Source organism: Bacillus nitratireducens (assembly GCF_036320425.1).
Taxonomy (GTDB): Bacteria; Bacillota; Bacilli; order Bacillales; family Bacillaceae_G; genus Bacillus_A; species Bacillus_A nitratireducens.
Genome location: NZ_JAUMJO010000005.1, coordinates 383,335 through 403,744, shown reverse-complemented (window position 1 = coordinate 403,744; position 20,410 = coordinate 383,335). Strand labels below are relative to the sequence as shown.

22 protein-coding genes are annotated in these 20,410 nt (G+C 37.8%); 1 reads left to right on the top strand and 21 read right to left on the bottom strand.

From position 1 onward, the window contains the following. Positions 1-77: 77 nt before the first annotated feature. From Q3V31_RS20810 to Q3V31_RS20710, 21 genes are all read right to left on the bottom strand, one after another. Positions 78-1,031, bottom strand: a complete 954-nt coding sequence (locus Q3V31_RS20810) for a gluconeogenesis factor YvcK family protein (RefSeq protein WP_000712191.1) — start codon at positions 1,029-1,031, stop codon at positions 78-80. A gap of 3 nt (positions 1,032-1,034) precedes the next feature. Continuing rightward, positions 1,035-1,916, bottom strand: coding sequence for an RNase adapter RapZ (rapZ, locus tag Q3V31_RS20805; RefSeq protein WP_000138460.1), 882 nt, complete (start codon positions 1,914-1,916; stop codon positions 1,035-1,037). A 20-nt stretch (positions 1,917-1,936) separates the two neighbouring features. Further along, positions 1,937-2,395, bottom strand: a complete 459-nt coding sequence (locus Q3V31_RS20800) for an NUDIX hydrolase (RefSeq protein ID WP_001190080.1) — start codon at positions 2,393-2,395, stop codon at positions 1,937-1,939. A gap of 215 nt (positions 2,396-2,610) precedes the next feature. Further along, positions 2,611-3,417, bottom strand: coding sequence for a DUF368 domain-containing protein (locus Q3V31_RS20795; RefSeq protein ID WP_329766660.1), 807 nt, complete (start codon positions 3,415-3,417; stop codon positions 2,611-2,613). Between the two features lie 159 nt (positions 3,418-3,576). Then, entirely contained in the window at positions 3,577-4,533 is a 957-nt protein-coding gene (gene trxB, locus Q3V31_RS20790; RefSeq protein WP_001288070.1) for a thioredoxin-disulfide reductase, read from the bottom strand. An 83-nt stretch (positions 4,534-4,616) separates the two neighbouring features. After that, complete coding sequence (locus Q3V31_RS20785) at positions 4,617-6,128, bottom strand: tetratricopeptide repeat protein (RefSeq protein WP_097872534.1); 1,512 nt, start codon at positions 6,126-6,128, stop codon at positions 4,617-4,619. 145 nt (positions 6,129-6,273) lie between these two features. After that, positions 6,274-6,780: an acyltransferase gene (locus Q3V31_RS20780; protein ID WP_097872535.1), complete on the bottom strand. Its 507-nt coding sequence runs from the start codon at positions 6,778-6,780 to the stop codon at positions 6,274-6,276. A gap of 77 nt (positions 6,781-6,857) precedes the next feature. Beyond that, complete coding sequence (ppaX, locus tag Q3V31_RS20775; RefSeq protein WP_329766657.1) at positions 6,858-7,499, bottom strand: pyrophosphatase PpaX; 642 nt, start codon at positions 7,497-7,499, stop codon at positions 6,858-6,860. Between the two features lie 66 nt (positions 7,500-7,565). Next, positions 7,566-8,378, bottom strand: coding sequence for a prolipoprotein diacylglyceryl transferase (lgt, locus tag Q3V31_RS20770; protein ID WP_000924237.1), 813 nt, complete (start codon positions 8,376-8,378; stop codon positions 7,566-7,568). A gap of 24 nt (positions 8,379-8,402) precedes the next feature. Continuing rightward, the gene (gene hprK, locus Q3V31_RS20765) at positions 8,403-9,332 is read right to left on the bottom strand and encodes an HPr(Ser) kinase/phosphatase (protein WP_001127254.1); all 930 of its coding nucleotides are present in this window, start codon (positions 9,330-9,332) and stop codon (positions 8,403-8,405) included. Between the two features lie 156 nt (positions 9,333-9,488). Beyond that, a complete protein-coding gene (locus tag Q3V31_RS20760; protein WP_001267314.1) occupies positions 9,489-9,869 on the bottom strand; it encodes a phage holin family protein in 381 nt (126 codons plus the stop codon). 186 nt (positions 9,870-10,055) lie between these two features. After that, positions 10,056-12,926, bottom strand: a complete 2,871-nt coding sequence (uvrA, locus tag Q3V31_RS20755; RefSeq protein WP_141527541.1) for an excinuclease ABC subunit UvrA — start codon at positions 12,924-12,926, stop codon at positions 10,056-10,058. Between the two features lie 11 nt (positions 12,927-12,937). Beyond that, the gene (gene uvrB / locus Q3V31_RS20750; RefSeq protein ID WP_329766653.1) at positions 12,938-14,914 is read right to left on the bottom strand and encodes an excinuclease ABC subunit B; all 1,977 of its coding nucleotides are present in this window, start codon (positions 14,912-14,914) and stop codon (positions 12,938-12,940) included. Positions 14,915-15,064: 150 nt separating this feature from the next. Then, complete coding sequence (locus Q3V31_RS20745; protein WP_329767188.1) at positions 15,065-15,496, bottom strand: DUF4362 domain-containing protein; 432 nt, start codon at positions 15,494-15,496, stop codon at positions 15,065-15,067. Positions 15,497-15,542: 46 nt separating this feature from the next. Further along, positions 15,543-16,163 (bottom strand): hypothetical protein, encoded by a 621-nt coding sequence (locus Q3V31_RS20740; protein ID WP_329766651.1) that lies wholly within the window; start codon positions 16,161-16,163, stop codon positions 15,543-15,545. Further along, entirely contained in the window at positions 16,160-16,921 is a 762-nt protein-coding gene (locus tag Q3V31_RS20735; protein WP_329766649.1) for a MerR family transcriptional regulator, read from the bottom strand. Before Q3V31_RS20735 ends, Q3V31_RS20740 begins: the two co-directional genes overlap by 4 nt. A gap of 100 nt (positions 16,922-17,021) precedes the next feature. Then, a complete protein-coding gene (locus Q3V31_RS20730; RefSeq protein WP_000521907.1) occupies positions 17,022-17,249 on the bottom strand; it encodes a hypothetical protein in 228 nt (75 codons plus the stop codon). 105 nt (positions 17,250-17,354) lie between these two features. Then, entirely contained in the window at positions 17,355-17,576 is a 222-nt protein-coding gene (locus Q3V31_RS20725; RefSeq protein WP_090813813.1) for a hypothetical protein, read from the bottom strand. Between the two features lie 17 nt (positions 17,577-17,593). Next, positions 17,594-17,983 (bottom strand): hypothetical protein, encoded by a 390-nt coding sequence (locus Q3V31_RS20720; protein ID WP_329766645.1) that lies wholly within the window; start codon positions 17,981-17,983, stop codon positions 17,594-17,596. 11 nt (positions 17,984-17,994) lie between these two features. Then, positions 17,995-18,192 (bottom strand): helix-turn-helix transcriptional regulator, encoded by a 198-nt coding sequence (locus tag Q3V31_RS20715; RefSeq protein ID WP_329766643.1) that lies wholly within the window; start codon positions 18,190-18,192, stop codon positions 17,995-17,997. A gap of 123 nt (positions 18,193-18,315) precedes the next feature. After that, entirely contained in the window at positions 18,316-19,338 is a 1,023-nt protein-coding gene (locus Q3V31_RS20710) for a YeiH family protein (protein WP_329766642.1), read from the bottom strand. A 152-nt stretch (positions 19,339-19,490) separates the two neighbouring features. Here Q3V31_RS20710 and Q3V31_RS20705 point away from each other — a divergent pair, with 152 nt between their 5' ends. Then, the gene (locus Q3V31_RS20705; protein ID WP_329766640.1) at positions 19,491-20,384 is read left to right on the top strand and encodes a LysR family transcriptional regulator; all 894 of its coding nucleotides are present in this window, start codon (positions 19,491-19,493) and stop codon (positions 20,382-20,384) included. The last annotated feature ends 26 nt before the right edge of the window (positions 20,385-20,410 follow it).

Below are 20,410 nucleotides of genomic sequence, written 5' to 3'. Positions count from 1 at the left end.
CCTTATACGATTATTTTGGAACAAAAATCTTGTCCTATATGAATGAGGAGCGTTACCTCAAACGAGGCAACGCACATTTATAGCAGTGAATATAAAATCGAAGCTAACTTTAATGTATCATGTCTTACAACACGCTCATCATACTTCGCTAATTGATCTTGAATGATTTCGATATTATTTGCAGCAAAACGATCTGTATCCACTACAACTGGTCCCGACATTTCTTCCTCATATAACTTACGTAATTCACAAGGAATATCACGATTATTTACAATTGCAGTGTCGATAAATGGTTTACCTAAATGATCATGTAACGCCTGCACATGATCGAACGCAGTATACCCCATCGTTTCACCCGCTTGCGTCATAACATTACACACATATACCTTCTTCGCTTTTGCAGCAAGAACAGCGTCCCCAATTTTATTAACAACTAAATTCGGTAATATACTCGTGTACAGACTTCCTGGACCGAAAACAAGTAAATCAGCTCGTTTAATTTCCATCAACGTTTCATATAGCGGTTCTACATCTTCTGGAGTTAAAAAGACACGATTAATCTTCTTCCCGAAATAAGGGATTTTTGATTCACCTGTTACAATTTCCCCATCTTCTAACTCTGCATGAAGTACCGCACTTTGATTCGCTGCTGGCAATACACGTCCTCTGACATTTAATACTTTACTTGTCTCCGTAATCGCGTGGTAAAAGTCTCCTGTAATCGAAGTCATACCTGCCAATAATAAATTTCCTAACGCATGACCTTTCAGCCCGTCTCCAGTTGTAAAACGGTGCTGGAATAAAGCTTCCACTAATGGTTCTACATCCGATAACGCAACAAGTACGTTACGAATATCACCTGGAGGTGGAATTTCTAGCTCATCACGTAGTCTACCTGAACTGCCCCCATCGTCGGCTACTGTTACAACTGCCGTAATATCAACAGGATATTGTTTTAATCCTCTTAATAATACAGAAAGTCCAGTTCCTCCTCCCATGATGACAATTTTAGGTTTTCTCTCTTTTTTCATCCCTTAATGGCCCTTTCTCTTCTCCACATCACGATGAGATACATGAACACTATACTCTGGTTTCAAATGTTTCCCAAGGTACTCTGTAAGCGTAACAGAACGATGTTGTCCCCCTGTACATCCAATCGCAATTACAAGTTGACTCTTACCTTCTCTTTTATAATGAGGCAGCATGAAAGTAATAAGATCCGTCAATTTCTCTAAAAACTTATGTGTCTCATTAAATTTCAACACATACGACGAAACTTCTTCATCCAGTCCTGTTAATGGCTTCATATGTGGAATATAGTATGGATTTGGTAAAAAACGAACATCAAATACTAAATCAGCATCAATTGGAATTCCGTACTTAAATCCAAATGACATAACATTTACACGGAACGCTTGCTCAGTTTCTGTTGAGAATATGTGAACAATTTTTTCTCTTAATTCTTTCGGTTTCAAATCTGATGTATCAAGCACAATATTCGCTCGCGCCTTCATATCAGTTAATAGACCTCGCTCAGCTTCAATTCCCTTTAACGGCAAGCCAGTTGGCGCAAGTGGATGCGAACGTCTCGTTTCTTTATAACGAGTTACAAGCGTGCTATCTTTCGCATCTAAAAATAAAATATGAGGGATAATCCATGTACGTTCTGATAAATCATCAAGTGCTCCCCATAAATACTCAAAAAACTCTCGGCCACGTAAATCAATACCGAGTGCCACTTTATTCATTTTACCTTTTGAATCCGCCATAAGTTCAATAAACTTCGGCAATAACATCGGTGGTAAATTATCTACACAAAAATATCCTAAATCTTCAAAACTTTGTAACGCTACCGTTTTTCCAGCTCCAGACATCCCTGTAATAATTACCATTTTTATATCATTATTCTCTGTCATCGTATCCTCTCCTTGCAGATTTAACTCGGATCTAATCGATATGAAAGCAACTCAAAATCTGGGGTATATACAAATGTACCGTAGATTATACCATTCCCTTTAATTAAATAATCAATAATGTGATAATCTCCTGGTGCCATTGCTAAATCATCAATTTTATCAAATGTATGCCAACCAATGATGCCTTCTTCGCTCTCTAATTTGTTTTCTCCTGCAAAATCTGTTGCTAAAAAGGAGAACATCATCCATTCAGAAACAACCTTATCACCTTCTTGGATGACAAAGGTGAAGACCCCTTTTAATGCTGGGTTCTTTAAATAAATACCTGTTTCTTCACGATACTCGCGAACAACGGAATCTCTTACCGTCTCACCACGCTCCATCTTTCCGCCTGGCGCAACCCACCAATTTCGGCGAGGTTTTTGGAGTAAGAGTACTTCATTATCTCTAATTAACACACAGTTTGTCACTCTTTGCATGTTTCTTCACCTCAGCTACTTGCAGCAAAATTTCTCACTGCATACTCATTTCATTATACTATCAAAAACAGTTTGCTACAACGAAGGTGCCAATCCCCTTTCGCTAAGCAATTGTAAAAATTTTTTCTATAACAAGCAATCAAAATACCTTACTTCCCATGAATAGCACATAAAAATCCCCTTAACGTTTTTACCGTTAAGGGGACGAAAAATCCTTATTTCTTACCGAAATAAGTAACAACCGCAAATCCTAAAATAAAAGTAATAATTGAACTTACAATTGAAATTCCACCAGTCGGAATGCCAGGGAACACAATGACAATTGAACCGATAACAAGTCCAATAATTGCCGCAAATGTCATACTTTTATAACGATCTAATAAAAAACTAATTCCTTTACTACTTACAACAAATCCAACCATAACGCCGGCACCAATAACCGCGATTAACGGTAAATTGAGTGTAGTTAAAGCGTTAATTGCTGTCGGATACACACCAATAATTAATAAAATAAACGATCCGCTAATTCCAGGAAGAAGCATAGCCATACTAGCCATCCATCCTGCGAAAAACAAACCGATTGCATTTAAAATTGTTAACGTCGTAATTGGATCCGTTGCCTTATCTGGTTTAAAGAATGCTGTTATTGCAACAAGAATTGCTGCAATTATTAACAAGACAATATGACTATCTTTAAACGTTGCCTTTGCATCAGCTTCTCTCATTAACATCGGTAATATACTAATAATTAAACCGAGGAAGAAAAATTGAGTCGGTTCATAATGATTTGCTAATAAATATTTAATAACGTGACTTAACGTTAGAAAAGCTGCCGCTACACCAGCTGCAAGTGGGATTAAAAACGCTAAATGTTTTTTCCATTCACGACTAAAGAATCCGCTAATTGCTGCGAGTAATTGTTCATAAATTCCTAACACAACAGCGATTGTTCCGCCGCTCACACCAGGAATTAAATCACTAACGCCCATACAAAATCCACGATATATATTACGCCATTCCATACTGAATAAATTCCTCATTTCTTATAGTGATTTTTCCGTAAAGTCCAGTATATCAATAAGAAACCTTATAATCCTAATTGTTTTTGACAAAACTTTGACATTTGCACAAAAAAAGAAAGCTCCTATCGGTAGCTTCCTTCTCAAAAGGTATATTACCCCTTATTTTTCTGTTACAGTTTTTAATTCTTCTACTAACTCTTCTATATAATGCTGTGCACTCTGCGCGGCAATACTACCATCACCTGTTGCAGTTACAATTTGACGAAGCATTTTTTCACGAACATCACCAGCTGCGAAAATACCAGGAACTTTCGTTTCCATACGTTCGTTCGTTTCAACATAACCATTTTCATTTGTAATACCTAGCTCAACAAACGGTTTTGATAATGGTAACATACCGATGTATACGAAAACGCCGTCAGTTTTAACTTCTTGTTCTTCTCCACTGTTTACATCTACAAGTGTTACACTTCCTACTTTACCATTTGCATCGTTAATTTCTTTAATCGTGTGATTCCAAATGAAATCTACTTTCTCATTTTGGAAAGCACGATCTTGTAAAATTTTCTGTGCACGAAGAGTGTCACGACGGTGAACAATCGTTACTTTTGATGCGAAGCGTGTTAAGAACACACCCTCTTCAACAGCAGAATCTCCGCCACCAATAACAACAAGTTCTTTACCTTTAAAGAATGCACCATCACATACTGCACAATATGATACACCGCGGCCGCCAAGTTCTGCTTCACCTGGCACACCAATTTTTTTATACTCTGCACCGCTTGCAACGATAATTGCACGTGTTTTATATTCTTTTTTACCAGCAATAATTGTTTTGTACTCTTTACCATCGATGATTTCTTTTACATCACCGTATGCATATTCAGCACCAAATTTCTTCGCATGCTCAAACATTTTATTTGATAAGTCTGGTCCTAAAATAGACTCATAACCTGGATAGTTCTCTACATCTTCTGTATTTGCCATTTGTCCACCTGGAATACCACGCTCAAGCATCAATGTGCTTAAATTCGCACGAGATGTATATACCGCAGCTGTCATACCAGCTGGTCCTGCCCCAATAATAATGACATCATAAATTTTTTCTTCTGACACACTATTCACTCCCATTCATTCATACACATTAAGTTACCCTCATTATACTGTTAGCATCACTTTTTTCCCAATGATTTGCCTACCTACTTGTGCGTGCGCTTAACAGCCTGCACATACTTTCGTACAGTCGCTACAGATACATTATATACATCACCAAGCTCTGCCTGTGTCATCTTATTTCTTTGTTCGCCGCGCACAATATATTCAATTGCCGCTGACCAACCGTACACATTTGTAAAAGTCGCTCCAGATGTATATAAACGTATGAACGTACAAAACCAAAAGTTTAAACACTCTTCGATTAATTCATCGTCTTTTTTCGTATAATTGTATAATGCATCTGCAATTCGTACGCACTGTTCAAATTGCTGTAAATCAGCTGGGATGCTTTTATGACTATTAAGTAAAAAGAAATACTTTGCAAGTTGCGATACGATTGGAACACCATTTTTCGCTTGCGTTACATCAAAGAAGAATCCGACCTTCTCTGGCGTTGACAACTCATTCATTAAATATAAAGCTAGCATCTTCTCTTCTAGCGTCGTACTTTGCTGAAATGATTTTCGTAACTCTTCAAATAAAAGATTTTGTCCTTCATCTGCTAAATTCAGTGCATTCCACGGTTCTTTTCCTTTTTTATCCGGATGCAATTCTACAACATGTTGCCACATTTTTTCAGCTACTTGCTGTTCCTTCACCATATACGCAGAGTATGCAAACCAGTAATAAAAACTAACATCTCCTTCGTACCCTTGACGCTTTAATACTTTGAACCATTTATATGCAGGTTCAAAATGACCAATTGTTGCAAGTGTTGTTCCAAGTTTCAAACGATGCTCAAATGAAATTGGATATACCGAAACTAACTGCCCGGCTAATGACTCTACTTGCTTATGCTCTCCAATTGAATATAGAAAAATAAGCGTATTACAAAGCGCATGCATATTACCAGGATTTTTCTCTAAAATCATTTCTGTTAACTTGAGCGCCCTGTCTACATTACCTGATTGAAAATGTGCAATCGCTAAATTATTATGTCCCGACCAAAATTCTGGATATTCTTTCGTAACAACTTCTAATGTAGCAATCGCCTCTTCTAATTGTCCGTTACGAATGTAGCGATTCGCTTCTTCCTGCATAACAATCAGCTCATCTTCATCCTCAATCTCTTCCGCACCCATCGCTTCTTCTTCCATAATCTCAAGCAAGTCTAATGTATCTTCTACGAATTCTTTCTCTTCCGCAACTTCTAAATAACGCTCTGCATACTTTTTCGCCTGTTGAAACAAGCCCATATATGCATAATTATTTGCAATAAAATAATAGCATTGCTCAAGTTCCGGATTGGATCTAACAAGCTTTAGAAATATCTGATTCGACTCTTGATACTCACCAGATTCAGATAATGCTATTGCTAGTTGGCATAAAATAAACGGCTCCTTCTCGCTTTGTGCCGCTCTTCGAAAATATTTAATTGCATCTTGCAATTTTTGCCCTTTATAAGCCCTCATCCCTTTTTTATAAAAGAAGTCCGCTAATTGATTAAAAGAGATGACTTGTCCGTTCTCCTTATATATTCTTTGATTTTTCCCCATATATCCTCCAGTTTTTTGTTTTCTTCGTTCACACATTCTTCTATCTATAAGTATAAACGATTCCGTAAAAAACAAAACAGTATATTATAATCAATTATTTCCTTTTTATTCATAAAAAGAGAAGGGAAATGTTACATTTTTAACATCAACCTTCTCTAGTGGCCATTTCCTCTTTCGTATAAATAATACGCATCGGATTTCCGCCTACGAAAGCGCCATCTGGTACATCTTTATGGACAAGTGTGCCAGCAGAAACGATAGCACCATCTCCAATCGTCACACCTGGTAAAATTGTCGTATTCGCTCCAATCATAACTTCATTCCCTATGATGATTTCACCGAGGCGATACTCACGAATTAAATATTCATGCGCTAACAGCGTTGTATTATAGCCGATAATTGAATTGTCTCCCACAGTAATCTTTTCTGGAAACATAATATCTGGCATTACCATAAGTGCAAACGACGTTTTCTTTCCTACCTCCATCCGCAAAAACGTGCGATACAACCAATTCTTCACGGATAAAACGGGCGTGTAACGTGCGATTTGGATAATAATAAAGTTTTTCATTACCTTCCAAAAAGAAACTGTTTTATACACATTCCACAATGAATTCTCTCCTGAAACAGGATAGCGCGTTGTCCGTCGCACTTAGCTCTCTCCTCTACTAAAAAAGTGAAACTTGAAGTTAGTAGAGAAACATATCCCCTACTTGCTTACTTGGACCTTTATGTGCTAGATAAAATCGGTAGTAAATCACTCATTTTATCTAGCACATAATCTGGTTTATACGCTTCTAAATACGCTCTACCTTTCAATGTCCATGAAACCGCTACTGTTTTCGTACCTGCATTTTGTCCACCGACGATATCATGATGATTATCACCAACCATCAATGTTTCTTCTGGTTTTGCATCTAATAATTTCAATGCTTTTTGAAGTGGTTCTGGATGTGGTTTCACATGTTCCACATCATCAATCGTCACGACAACATCAAAAAATTGATCAAGTTTTGAAAGCTTTAATCCCATTTCAACCGTCTGTCTCGCTTTCGTTGTAACGATACCGATTTTATAGCCTTGCTTCTTCAATTCTTGAACAGTTTCATATACAGTCTCATATTCTTCCACTAATTCATCATGATGCTCATGATTAAATTGGCGATAACATGCAATCATTTCTTCAACCTTACTTGTATCCACTTTACTAAAAGTGTCATGCAAAGATGGACCGATAAATGCCAATACATCTTCACGCTTATATTGATTTGGGTAATATGTATGTAACGTATGCAAAAAAGAAGAGATAATAAGTTCATTTGTATTAATTAACGTTCCATCTAAATCAAATAACACTGTATTTATTTTCATTGTCCTTAATCCTTTCATTACCTGAATATGAAAGAAGCAGCATCTTATATAAGATGCTACTTTTCTCTAATTTTCTAAATATCTTTTATCAGCTTGCCCCATCTTTCGTCTCACAATAATGAAAATGATAGAAATAACAACAATTCCAATAGACATTACTTGTGCAATACGAAGTGGTCCTAACATTAAACTATCTGTACGCAAACCTTCTACGAAGAAGCGTCCAACTGAATACCAAATTAAATATGTGAAGAATAGTTCCCCGCGGCGTAAATTCGCTTTTCGTAATGCGAGTAGTAAAATAACACCTGCAAAGTTCCATAATGATTCATATAAAAACGTTGGGTGATAATACACACCATCAATATACATTTGATTAATAATGAAGTCCGGTAAATGAAGACCTTCTAAAAACTGTCTCGTTACTTCATCACCATGCGCCTCTTGGTTCATAAAGTTTCCCCATCGGCCAATTGCTTGTCCTAGTAAAATACTTGGCGCAGCAATATCCGCTAACTTCCAGAATGAAAGCCCGCGGCGTTTCGCAAAAAGAATCCCTGTAATAACAGCCCCGATTAAACCACCGTGAATCGCCAAACCACCTTGACGAATATTAATAATTTGACTCGGATTTTGCGAATAATATTCCCATTCAAAAATGACATAATACATTCTCGCAAAAAGAATAGCAATTGGTACTGCGATTAATACAAGATCGATAAATGTATCTTTGTGAATACCTAGCCTTTCTCCCTCGCGAGTCGCTAGCCAAAGACCTAATAGCACACCTGTACCGATAATAACCCCATACCAATAAACAGGGAACGGTCCAAGCTGAATTGCTACACGGTCAAGCTGTGGTACGGAACCTAGCAGCATATGTATGACCTCCCTCTCCAGAGTCTACTCTTGATTTCCTAACTCAATCGCACTCATCAATCGTTCAGAGAACTGCTGTGCCGCATTGACTCCCATACGTTTTAATCTGAAGTTCATCGCTGCTACTTCAATAATAACAGCCAAGTTTCGACCAGGACGAACTGGAAGTGTAATCTTCGTAAGTTCTGTATCAATAATCTTCATCTTCTCTTCATCAAGACCTAAGCGATCATAATTTTTCTTTTGATCCCAAATTTCAAGATTAATAACAAGTGTAATACGCTTATAATTTCGTACTGCCCCTGCACCGAATAACGTCATTACGTTAATGATACCTAGACCACGAATTTCTAATAAGTGCTCAATTAAATCAGGTGAGCTTCCTACTAATGTGTCTTCATCTTCTTGGCGAATTTCTACGCTATCATCCGCAACAAGGCGGTGGCCACGTTTTACAAGTTCAAGCGCTGTCTCACTTTTCCCGACACCACTTTGACCTGTAATTAAAACACCAACACCATAAATATCTACTAACACACCATGAACAGCTGTTGTTGGCGCTAACTTACCTTCTAAATAGTTTGTTAAACGACTTGATAATCTCGTCGTCGTTTGAGAAGAACGTAATAAAGGCACACCTGATTCGCGTGATGCTTGTAATAACTCATCCGGCACATCTTGATTACGAGTTACAATAATACATGGCGTCTCCTCAGTACAAAGCGCTTTCATTCTCTCTTGCTTTTGCTCTGTCGTTAACGTATCAAAGAACGTAAGCTCTGTTTTTCCAAGAAGCTGTACACGATCAGCTGGATAATATGTAAAAAATCCTGCCATTTCAATTCCAGGTCGTGATAAATCACTTGTATCAATTGGACGATGAATTCCTTCTTCACCACTTACTAACTCCAATTGAAATTGTTCAATTAAATCTTTTGTCCTTACTTTTGGCATATGTATAAACCTCCACTCCGCTGCGGGTTCAGTCTCATTTGATGTAAAATTCCATTCTACCGGATATTGTACCATTTTTTTCTGGAAACAAGAAATACGGTTTCTAATAAATAGAAAAAAACATTTCATACGAATCATGAAATGTTTTTCTTTTTGTCATTTTCTCTTTTTTTCATATAACGGTTCAACAATTGCCTTTTCAATTATCATATTAAAAATCGAAATACAAATTGCCGCAACAATCGCTACACCAAATCCTGATATATTAAAAGCATCTCCTAATAATGAATCTGCCATTTTTAACGTAATCGCATTAATAACAATTAAGAAGAAACCGAAAGTTACAACAGTAATTGGTAGCGTAATTAAAATTAAAAGCGGCTTTACAAATACGTTTAAAATCGCCAATATAATACTCGCAATAATTGCAGTTTGTATATTTGCTATGTAAAATGCGTCTGGTGCAACCCCTTTTAAAAGTCCGGATACAGCGATTAACACAACGCTATTTACAAGAAGTGATACAATCCATCTCATTTCTTTACACATCCTTTTAACATATATATTTCATCATACGCTAATAGATAATAAACGCAAGTAACATACAAACACTTATATCAACTTATTCTACCCTCTATGCTTGTATACCTACTAACAACCTTACCAGTTTTCCTTAGTGAAATAAAAACCGAGTGTAATTCCCACTCGGTTTTTATTAACAACTTATTGCGATAACTCTACTTCTTTTATTTTCGCTTTCATTCTTGCTTTATCACGATCTAAAATCTCTTTTAAATACTTACCTGTATACGAGCGTTCTTCTTTCACTACTTGCTCTGGCGTTCCGGAAGCAACGATTTGTCCACCTTTGTCCCCGCCTTCTGGTCCAAGGTCAATGATATAATCAGCTGTTTTAATAACATCTAAATTATGCTCAATTACAAGTACTGTCTCGCCACTCTCAACAAGACGTTGCAACACTTCTAGAAGACGTGCAATATCATGGGCATGTAAGCCAGTCGTTGGCTCATCTAAAATGTATAACGTACGCCCTGTAGAACGACGGTGCAATTCAGAAGCTAATTTCACACGTTGCGCCTCACCACCTGATAACGTCGTAGCTGGTTGCCCTAACTTCATATAACCAAGCCCTACATCTACAAGCGTTTGAAGTTTACGCTTAATTTTCGGGATATTAGCAAAGAACTCCACCCCGTCTTCAATCGTCATTGCTAATACTTCAGAAATGTTCTTATCTTTATATTTCACTTCTAATGTTTCACGATTATAACGCTTACCATGACATACTTCGCACGGAACATACACGTCTGGTAAGAAATGCATTTCGATTTTTATAATTCCATCACCGCGGCACGCTTCACAACGGCCACCTTTTACGTTAAAGCTAAAACGTCCCTTTTGATATCCGCGTACTTTCGCTTCATTCGTTTGCGCAAACACATCACGAATATCATCGAATACACCTGTATACGTAGCTGGGTTGGAACGTGGTGTACGCCCGATTGGTGATTGATCAATATCAATCACTTTATCTAACTGCTCAAGACCCTTAATTTCTTTATGAGCCCCTGGCTTCGCTTTCGCTTTATATAGCTTTTGAGCTAACGCTTTATATAATACTTCATTAATCATCGTACTTTTTCCAGATCCAGATACACCTGTTACTGCTACGAATGTACCTAGAGGGAATGACATTTTCGCGTTTTTCAAGTTGTTTTCTTTCGCACCGACGATCTCCACTTTACGTCCGTCACCTTTACGTCTTTCAAGTGGTACTGGAATGAACTCTTTACCGCTTAAATATTTCCCTGTTAATGAATTCTCGTCTTGCATCACTTCGGCTGGTGTACCCGCTGATACGACTTGACCACCATGAATACCTGCACCTGGTCCGATATCAAGTAAATAATCAGCAGCCATCATCGTATCTTCATCATGCTCAACGACAATTAACGTATTTCCTAAATCACGCATTTCCTGCAATGTGCGAATAAGACGATCATTATCACGCTGATGCAAACCGATAGAAGGTTCATCAAGAATGTAAAGTACACCCGTAAGACGAGAACCAATTTGTGTTGCTAAACGAATACGCTGCGCCTCACCACCTGATAAAGTTCCTGCAGCACGACTTAACGTTAAATAATCTAAGCCAACGTTCACTAAGAAGCCCACGCGTTCTTGGATCTCTCTTAAAATTAAATGAGCAATTTTTTGTTGTTTCTCAGTTAGCTCAACATTCGAGAAGAATTCCTGTACTTCTTGAACAGAATACTTCGTAACATCAGCAATCGTTTTATCACCAACGAAAACAGCTAAACTCTCGGGCTTTAAGCGTCCACCTTTACACTTCGGACAAGCTTGCTCTGCCATATATTTCTCCATTTGCTCACGAACATAATCAGAACTCGTCTCACGATAACGACGCTCGATATTCGGAATAACACCTTCAAATAAAATCTCATTTTCCTTTACTTGACCAAATTCATTCACATAGCGGAAATAAACCTTCTCTTCCCCGCTTCCGTACAACACTTTATCAAATAAATCTTTCGGTATATCTTTCACCGGTATATCCATATCAACGCCGTAGTGATTACATACAGATTGTAAAAGTTGTGGGTAATATTGTGAACTTGTCGGTTCCCACGGAGCAATCGCATGTTCATTTAATGATAAATCCCAGTTCGGAATAACAAGCTCTAAATCTACCTCTAACTTTGAGCCAAGTCCATCACAAGAAGGACATGCGCCGAACGGACTATTGAAGGAGAACATACGTGGCTCTAATTCCCCGATTGAAAAACCACAATGCGGACAAGCATGATGTTCACTAAATAGAAGCTCTTCGTCGCCCATTACATCGATTAACACTCGGCCACCGCCAAGCTTTAAAGCACTTTCGAGTGAATCAGCTAGACGGCTTGCAATTCCTTCTTTCACAACAATACGATCAATCACAACTTCAATTGAATGCTTCTTATTTTTATCTAACGTAATCTCTTCAGATACATCTAGCATTTCACCATCAACACGCACACGAACATAACCTTGTTTCTTAATGTCTTCTAACACTTTCACGTGCGCACCTTTACGCCCTGATACGATAGGTGCTAATACTTGCAACTTCGTACGTTCAGGATATTCAAGAACACGGTCTACCATCTGTTCCACTGTTTGTGATGTAATTTCAATCCCATGATTCGGACAAATCGGTGTACCAATTCGTGCAAATAATAGACGTAAATAATCATAAATCTCCGTTACTGTTCCGACAGTTGAACGTGGATTACGACTCGTCGTTTTTTGATCAATTGAAATCGCTGGAGATAAACCTTCAATCGTATCAACATCCGGCTTATCCATTTGCCCTAAGAACTGACGTGCATACGCAGATAACGATTCTACGTATCTGCGCTGTCCTTCTGCATAAATCGTATCGAATGCTAACGATGATTTTCCTGAACCAGACAATCCCGTCACAACAACAAGCTGATTTCTCGGAATAGTTACGTCAATATTTTTTAAGTTATGTGCTCTAGCACCTTTTACAACAATAAAATCCTTGCTCATGCTCACTCTTTTCACCCTTCCGCTTTTAATTCTAATAGTAAATCTCTTAATTCAGCTGCACGCTCGAAGTCTAACGCTTTTGCCGCTTCTTTCATCTCTGCTTCGATCTTAGCGATTGTTTTCTCACGTTCTTTCTTCGTCATCTTCTTAGCAGGAGTTGCTTCATATGTTTCCGGTTCTTCAGCCGCTGTCGTTGCACAGATTACATCACGAACGCCTTTTTGAATCGTTTTCGGCGTGATACCATGCTCTTCATTGTAAGCTTCTTGTATAGTACGACGACGCTGCGTTTCTTCAATTGCAATTCCCATTGATCTCGTTATACGATCTGCGTACATAATAACGCGGCCGTTTTCATTACGCGCCGCACGACCAATCGTTTGAATTAACGAACGTTCTGAACGCAAGAACCCTTCCTTGTCTGCATCTAAAATAGCTACAAGTGATACTTCCGGAATATCTAATCCTTCTCGTAATAAGTTAATACCGACAAGTACATCAAACTTACCAAGGCGAAGGTCACGGATAATTTCAATACGTTCTAACGTTTTAATTTCAGAGTGAAGGTAGTTCACTTTAATCCCTACATCTTTTAAGTAATCCGTTAAATCCTCTGACATCTTTTTCGTTAAAGTCGTAATTAATACACGTTCATTTTTTGCAATGCGGTCTTGAATCTCTCCCAATAAATCGTCAATTTGACCTTCAATTGGTCGTATATCAATTGGTGGATCTAACAGCCCTGTTGGACGAATAATTTGTTCTATTACTCCCGGTGCCTGCTCTAACTCGTACGGTCCTGGCGTTGCCGAAACGTAAATAACTTGATTCGTTTTCTCTTCAAACTCATCAAACGTAAGCGGTCTATTATCTAAAGCTGACGGCAGACGGAATCCATGATCCACAAGCACTTGCTTACGCGCTTGGTCTCCGTTATACATCGCTCTTACTTGCGGCACCGATACGTGCGACTCATCCATAACAATTAAGAAATCCTCTGGAAAATAATCTAAAAGCGTATACGGTGTTGAACCTGCTGGACGAAGTGTTAAATGACGGGAATAGTTTTCAATCCCTGAACAAAAGCCCATCTCACGCATCATTTCTAAATCATAGCGTGTACGTTGTTCTATGCGCTGCGCTTCTAACAATTTACCGTTATCATTTAATTCTTTTAAACGTTCTTCTAATTCTTTTTCAATATTTTCAATAGCGACCTTCAACTTTTCTTCACGTGTAACGAAGTGAGATGCCGGGAAGATTGCTACATGATCACGTTCTGCTAATACTTCACCCGTTAATGCATTTACTTCTCGAATACGATCTATTTCATCACCGAAAAATTCAATTCGAATACAATGTTCGTCGAGTGATGCCGGGAAGATTTCAACTACATCTCCGCGCACACGGAATGTACCACGCTTGAAATCAATATCATTACGTCCATACTGTACATCAACAAGTTCACGAAGCAATTGATTACGGTCCTTTTCCATACCAACTCGAAGTGAAACAACTAACTCGCGGTATTCTTCCGGAGAACCTAAACCGTATATGCACGACACACTCGCAACGATAATAACATCATCTCGTTCAAATAAAGAAGACGTTGCCGAGTGACGTAATTTATCGATTTCATCATTAATTTGTGCATCTTTTTCAATAAATGTATCCGTATGTGGTACGTACGCTTCCGGCTGGTAATAATCGTAATAACTAACAAAATACTCAACAGAATTGTTAGGAAAGAAATCTTTCAACTCACTATATAACTGTCCTGCTAACGTTTTATTATGAGCCATTACAAGTGTTGGTTTCTGCACTTCTTTAATGACATTTGAAATCGTAAATGTCTTACCCGTTCCTGTTGCTCCAAGCAACACTTGCTTTTTCTTACCACTATTAATTCCCTCTACAAGCTTCTCTATCGCTCCCGGCTGATCACCTTGCGGGGAATACTCTGAGATAATTTCAAATGGATGTTCCAACTAAAAACCGACCTCCTCATAAAAATCTGTATTATTATTTTACCACGAATGCTCATAAAAAACCTAAAAAATCGAACAGATATTCGGTAAAACTTTCGACAATATATACATAAAAAAGGAAGGAATAAATACTTCCTTCCTCTACTAACTCTATTTTTTAAGTACATATAATAAGTCATATCCATTGCGCCCATTTTCATTCGTACAATCTATTAACCTATATGCCGTTTCTGATTCACGTTGCTCTTTAACAATCCTTTTACAACTATCTTTATGTAACCCTTTATGGTCACCAGCAAATTGATCTTGCCTATTATCAAACACATGAAGTATATTTGTCCCACTATGCTCTAACCTTTGAAAAACAGGATCACCTTCATGTGTATAATGTACAATTCTTATTTTATCAACTTCCCCTTGTTCCACATTCAAAACGAACTTTTCGAATTTATCTAGATTAGAAATTTCTGCCCCCTTCGCAACGACATCATTCTTCTTATCAATTGCACTGTTAGGTTGTGAACAAGCTACTAAAATAAAGAGAAATAGACATATAAAACCTGCTCTTTTTCCTATTGTTATCCTCTCCTATACAAACTATTGGTATACTAGAAAAAGCTACTTTCCTCTATGAAAGTAGCTTCTTGTTTCCTTTCTCCTTCTTCGGAAAAATAACATATGAAAATGAAATCGCAGTATCCGCTAAAAGAATAATAGCCCATACTTGGCTTACACGGCTTGCCGTTTTATTTAAAACGATTCCTGACTCTAACCAATTTCCCCACTGTTCTACCGGAATAAGCCCATACATGAAGAAAAAGAATATATGAACCGCAACAAACAAAATAAGATGTAAAACCCAATTTTTTATTTCCTGCTTCGCATGCGCCATACCTGTTACTTCAAGTGGTTCTTCGATAATAGACGCCGGTTCATTCCGCCACTTCGCAACTAATTTTTGTACATATATATCTAATTTCTTCAAATCCTTTTTCCCATAAAAAACTGCATATAATAAAATGATTACCGTAATGATTTGAAAATTAGAGAACTTCCCTGTTTGATAATAGTCCACTACCCCTAAAGTTAAAATAAACACTTCATTTATGAGCAGCACAATCCCCATAATAAAGCTCGCCTTTTTCAAGCGAAATCCATACCTTAGTAAAAAGAATCCGATAGCTGATAGCCAAAATACAATCTCTGCACCAATTAAAAAGTACCATCGATATTCTGCGAGTATACTCATTTATCCCTCTCCCTTTCATCATATATACGAAAAGCCTCATCCATATATACTAGAAGCTCTTCCTCAATTGGATACATACTCATTTTCTGTGAATCTTCTTTTGACTTTCTTACTTCCCACAATTTATCTAAAAATGCTTCATCACCATTGGCCATCTCTAAACATTTCTGCATTAATTTCTTTGTTGCACCTTGTACCTCATCACACGATGCTTCCTTACCGTCTTTCATAAAGTTACGCAATTTTTTTAATAAATCTATCCACTCTAAAACATTTGGATCTTCTTCGCTCATGTTCGGCAAATTATGAAGCAACTTTTGTTCTCCCTTAGAAAAAACTTCATTTTGAAACATCTCACGTATTCGCGGAGACTGTTTCGAAAGCTGAATGAGTTCAAACATAACTTTCCAATCCAGTTCCCCTTCTACATCTACTGAATAAACAACTGCTTGTAAAATACGTTCCATTCGATTAATTTTTTTCTGTTCTTCTTGTACAAACTTAAGTTGCTTTTCAAGCGATACTTTTAAATTGAGCTCATCCGTTACTAACACATTCGTAATCTCTTTTAATGAAAAACCCATTTCTTTTAAAAATAAAATTTGCTGTAGTCGAATGACATCAGTTTCACTATATAACCGATGTCCACCCTCCGTTTTCCCGCTTGGCTTTAATAAATCTATTTGATCATAATAACGTAATGTACGTACTGTTATCCCTGTCTCTTTTGTCAATTGTTGTATTGAAATCACTACCATCACCTCTTCCCCTTCATTATAAAAGATGACGTTACGTAACTTTCAAGACTTTTGTAAAAAAAATACAAAAAGCTGTTTATACCTTTTGTATAAACAGCTTTTATGGAAATAACCCCTTTTGTACAGCACGCCCACAAGATAAAATAATTGCCCCAACAACAACACTTGTTGCTGTTTTATGATAATGCGCTAAAACTAATAAATAGTATGATAAACCTACAGCGCCAATCATAATACATACACTTGGCACTGGATTACGAGAGAAGTTTTGCATCCCCCACAAAAGTGCAAATATAGCCGTCGCAACACATAACACCGCTAACCCCATCCCGTTTCCCCTTTATATATTTATTTGATTTCCCTTGTTGCTAATACACTCGTTGATGCCCTGCTAAAGATAAGCTCCCTACAAACCTCATAACCGCTTGCTTACTCATACATGATCAGCCTCTTTTTGATTTCCATATTTCCATTTCGGCCAATAGTTCACAAAGAAATAAACAAACTGTCCTAATACAAATAAAACAAACGGCATGCCCGCATTTCCATAAACAATTAAATTGTATAAACTCCATACCGCTAAACTCATTGTTAAAAACAACCCTACATATTTAAACGCTTTATCTGACTGGAATCTCTCAAACTCATCTTGCATTTTCATTCCTCCTATCGCTATGCTCGTTTCCCCGCCATTACTCCTATGATGAGACTACCAGCAAATAAGAAACTACATATAATAAATATTTCTGGCGTAGGTATGACATCTCTGCCTACAATTTTGCTCGCACAAATGTAAACAATAAGAAGGACAAATGCGAATATAAGCGAGACATTTACATGCCTTTTTATATTTTCATTTACTCGCTCATCTATATCTGGAAGTTCTTCTTTTTTGTACTTCCGCTTTTTGTAATACAAATAAACTGTTAAAAGTAAAATTGCTAAAATGTTACTAACTATTAGCGGTAACATTGGTATAGATGGGTCCATAATACGAACTAAAACGTCTCCTCCACATAATCCTAAGACAGTAGTGATATACAACTTTTTAGTGTCGTTCATTTTCTCTCCCCTTACTCCAGCGTAAATATTTCCTCCACCTTCATCCCAAAATATTTGGCGATTTTTAGGGATAGCTCTAGACTCGGATTATAATGATGGTTTTCAATCGCCACAATCGTCTGCCGCGTCACCTGCATCGCCTTCGCCATTTCCACTTGCGTTATATGATGTTGTTTTCGTAATTCCTTAATTTTATTTTTCACATCCATAGGCTCCACCTTCGAAAGTAAAGATATCTTTACTTTAATTATAAATATTTTCCAATTGCAAGTAAAGAAACCTTTACAAAAAAAGGTAAAAAAAAGAGACATCTATAAGATGCCTCTTTGCTACTACATAAATCCTAATGCATATACAAGAACGTACCCAAGAGCAGATAAGCAAACCGAGCCAATCAGCCCTGCCACAAATGCTCTGCTTCCTAATTTGCGGAACGTTTTAAACTCTACATTTAAACCGAGTCCTGCCATCGCCATTGCGATAAGCATGTACGCAATGACTACAATATATCCAGCAACAACTTCTGGGATAATCCCAAGCGAATGCACTGCACTCATTGCTAAAAATCCGAAGATGAACCAAGGAATCGGAAGATCGCGCCACGATCCTTTTTCTTTACTTCCCTCGCTCTTACCAAACCATAATCCAATTAAAATCGCTACTGGCACAAGCATCGCAACGCGTGTTAATTTCACAATAACTGCGATGTCTACAGCCGTGCTACCGCCTGGTGCTGCAGCCGCGATAACGTGAGCAATTTCGTGCAGCGTCGCTCCTGAGAAAACGCCGTAACTGTACGGAGAGAATCCAAGAACTGGATATAACAGCGTATAAATAAGTGTAAATATTGTACCTAAAATTGCAATAATCGCTGCCCCGACTGCTGTTTCTTCATCTTTCGCTTTCACTTGCGGTGCAATCGCGACGACTGCGGCCGCACCACAAATCGCCGTTCCACACGCCGTTAAAATTCCAAGTTTCTTTTCTACTTTAAATACTTTCATTAGTCCATATACAACGAAAATTGTAAATGTAATAACAACCGCTGCGATGACCAATACTTTCGGTCCTGCCTTCGCAATATCTACAAGATTTAACCGCATTCCAAGTAAGATAATCCCGAAGCGAAGCAACTTCTTACTCGCAAAGTTCGTTCCCACTATCGCTTCTTGAGGAATCCCGATTGTCGCGCGCCAAACCATCCCGATTAGAATAGCGATTACTAATTGTCCCATAATATTTAAAAATGGAAGCTCTGCTAAATATTTCGCTGCGATGGCGATTAATAACGTAATCCCAATACCTTGCGAAAATCCAAAGCCCTTTTTCTTTTGTATAACAAGTGTTTGTTCCACTTTGTACCACCCCAATAATCGTATTGGAACATGCATGTTCTTTCTAGTTACATTATAAGAGAGTTTTAATAATAAGTTTAATATCAATATTGAATCCCTATCATCAGAAATATTTATGATAAAATAAAAGCAAAAATAAAGGGGCCTAACAAATGAACGTCGACATTTTGAAAATCTTTGTTACTGTCGTTGAACAAAAACATTTTTCGCGTGCTGCGGAATTATTAAACCTTTCACAACCTGGCGTAAGCATGCACATTCGCAACTTGGAAAATGAATTTGGAACTACACTTATTCAGCGCTCCCCCAAGCACGTCCAAGTTACGGAAGCTGGAAACATATTATACATACACGCAAAGCAAATGCTTTCACTTTATGAAGATGCAAAACAAGAAATTAATGAATTGCACAATGTCGTAACAGGAACGCTGCGAATCGGCGCTAGCTTTACAATTGGTGAATATTTGCTTCCAAAAATACTCGCTAACTATGCGAATGAAAATCCACACGTCGAAGTTCATACATTTATCTCCAATACGGAAGAAGTTTTGCAAAGCCTTCGCTCTAATCAAATTGATATCGGCTTAGTGGAAGGCCAAGTCGTATACGCTAACGTAGACGTTGAAACTTTTATGCAAGATGAAATGAAACTCGTCGTCCCGCCAAACCATCCATTGCTCCATATCAAGGGGATTAACGAAAATACATTGCAAGACCAAGTTTGGGTATTAAGGGAAAGTGGCTCTGGCACACGTGCCTATAGCGATCGTTTTATACACCAACATCATTTAAAAATGAAACGTTTCTTTACATTTAGCAGTATTCAAAGCGTGAAGGAAGCCGTTGCAGCCGGTCTTGGCATCGCTATCCTTTCAGATTGGACTGTTCGAAAAGAACTGTTGGCACAAGAAATATTCCACATCCCCGTTCCGAACGAAGAGCTAATCCGTCCATTCTCCATCGTGCGCGGCAAATATTTCATCTCGTCTAAAGCTATTCAAGTCTTTTTAAAACACGTAGATTCTTTTGCGAAAAAACAGAGTTGACCTTTACATTAGTGTGAAGGTTTACA

Bases quoted from the DNA above. Each gene is read 5' to 3' on its own strand.
- Q3V31_RS20800 (WP_001190080.1), bottom strand. From the start codon at position 2,395: ATGCAAAGAGTGACAAACTGTGTGTTAATTAGAGATAATGAAGTACTC.
- uvrA (WP_141527541.1), bottom strand. From the start codon at position 12,926: ATGAGCAAGGATTTTATTGTTGTAAAAGGTGCTAGAGCACATAACTTA.
- Q3V31_RS20725 (WP_090813813.1), bottom strand. From the start codon at position 17,576: ATGCAAGATGAGTTTGAGAGATTCCAGTCAGATAAAGCGTTTAAATAT.
- lgt (WP_000924237.1), bottom strand. From the start codon at position 8,378: ATGCTGCTAGGTTCCGTACCACAGCTTGACCGTGTAGCAATTCAGCTT.
- Q3V31_RS20740 (WP_329766651.1), bottom strand. From the start codon at position 16,163: ATGAGTATACTCGCAGAATATCGATGGTACTTTTTAATTGGTGCAGAG.
- hprK (WP_001127254.1), bottom strand. From the start codon at position 9,332: ATGCCAAAAGTAAGGACAAAAGATTTAATTGAACAATTTCAATTGGAG.
- Q3V31_RS20795 (WP_329766660.1), bottom strand. From the start codon at position 3,417: ATGGAATGGCGTAATATATATCGTGGATTTTGTATGGGCGTTAGTGAT.
- Q3V31_RS20785 (WP_097872534.1), bottom strand. From the start codon at position 6,128: ATGGGGAAAAATCAAAGAATATATAAGGAGAACGGACAAGTCATCTCT.
- Q3V31_RS20810 (WP_000712191.1), bottom strand. From the start codon at position 1,031: ATGAAAAAAGAGAGAAAACCTAAAATTGTCATCATGGGAGGAGGAACT.
- Q3V31_RS20705 (WP_329766640.1), top strand. From the start codon at position 19,491: ATGAACGTCGACATTTTGAAAATCTTTGTTACTGTCGTTGAACAAAAA.
- ppaX (WP_329766657.1), bottom strand. From the start codon at position 7,499: ATGAAAATAAATACAGTGTTATTTGATTTAGATGGAACGTTAATTAAT.
- Q3V31_RS20760 (WP_001267314.1), bottom strand. From the start codon at position 9,869: ATGAGATGGATTGTATCACTTCTTGTAAATAGCGTTGTGTTAATCGCT.
- Q3V31_RS20730 (WP_000521907.1), bottom strand. From the start codon at position 17,249: ATGGGGTTAGCGGTGTTATGTGTTGCGACGGCTATATTTGCACTTTTG.
- Q3V31_RS20720 (WP_329766645.1), bottom strand. From the start codon at position 17,983: ATGAACGACACTAAAAAGTTGTATATCACTACTGTCTTAGGATTATGT.
- Q3V31_RS20735 (WP_329766649.1), bottom strand. From the start codon at position 16,921: ATGGTAGTGATTTCAATACAACAATTGACAAAAGAGACAGGGATAACA.
- rapZ (WP_000138460.1), bottom strand. From the start codon at position 1,916: ATGACAGAGAATAATGATATAAAAATGGTAATTATTACAGGGATGTCT.
- Q3V31_RS20715 (WP_329766643.1), bottom strand. From the start codon at position 18,192: ATGGATGTGAAAAATAAAATTAAGGAATTACGAAAACAACATCATATA.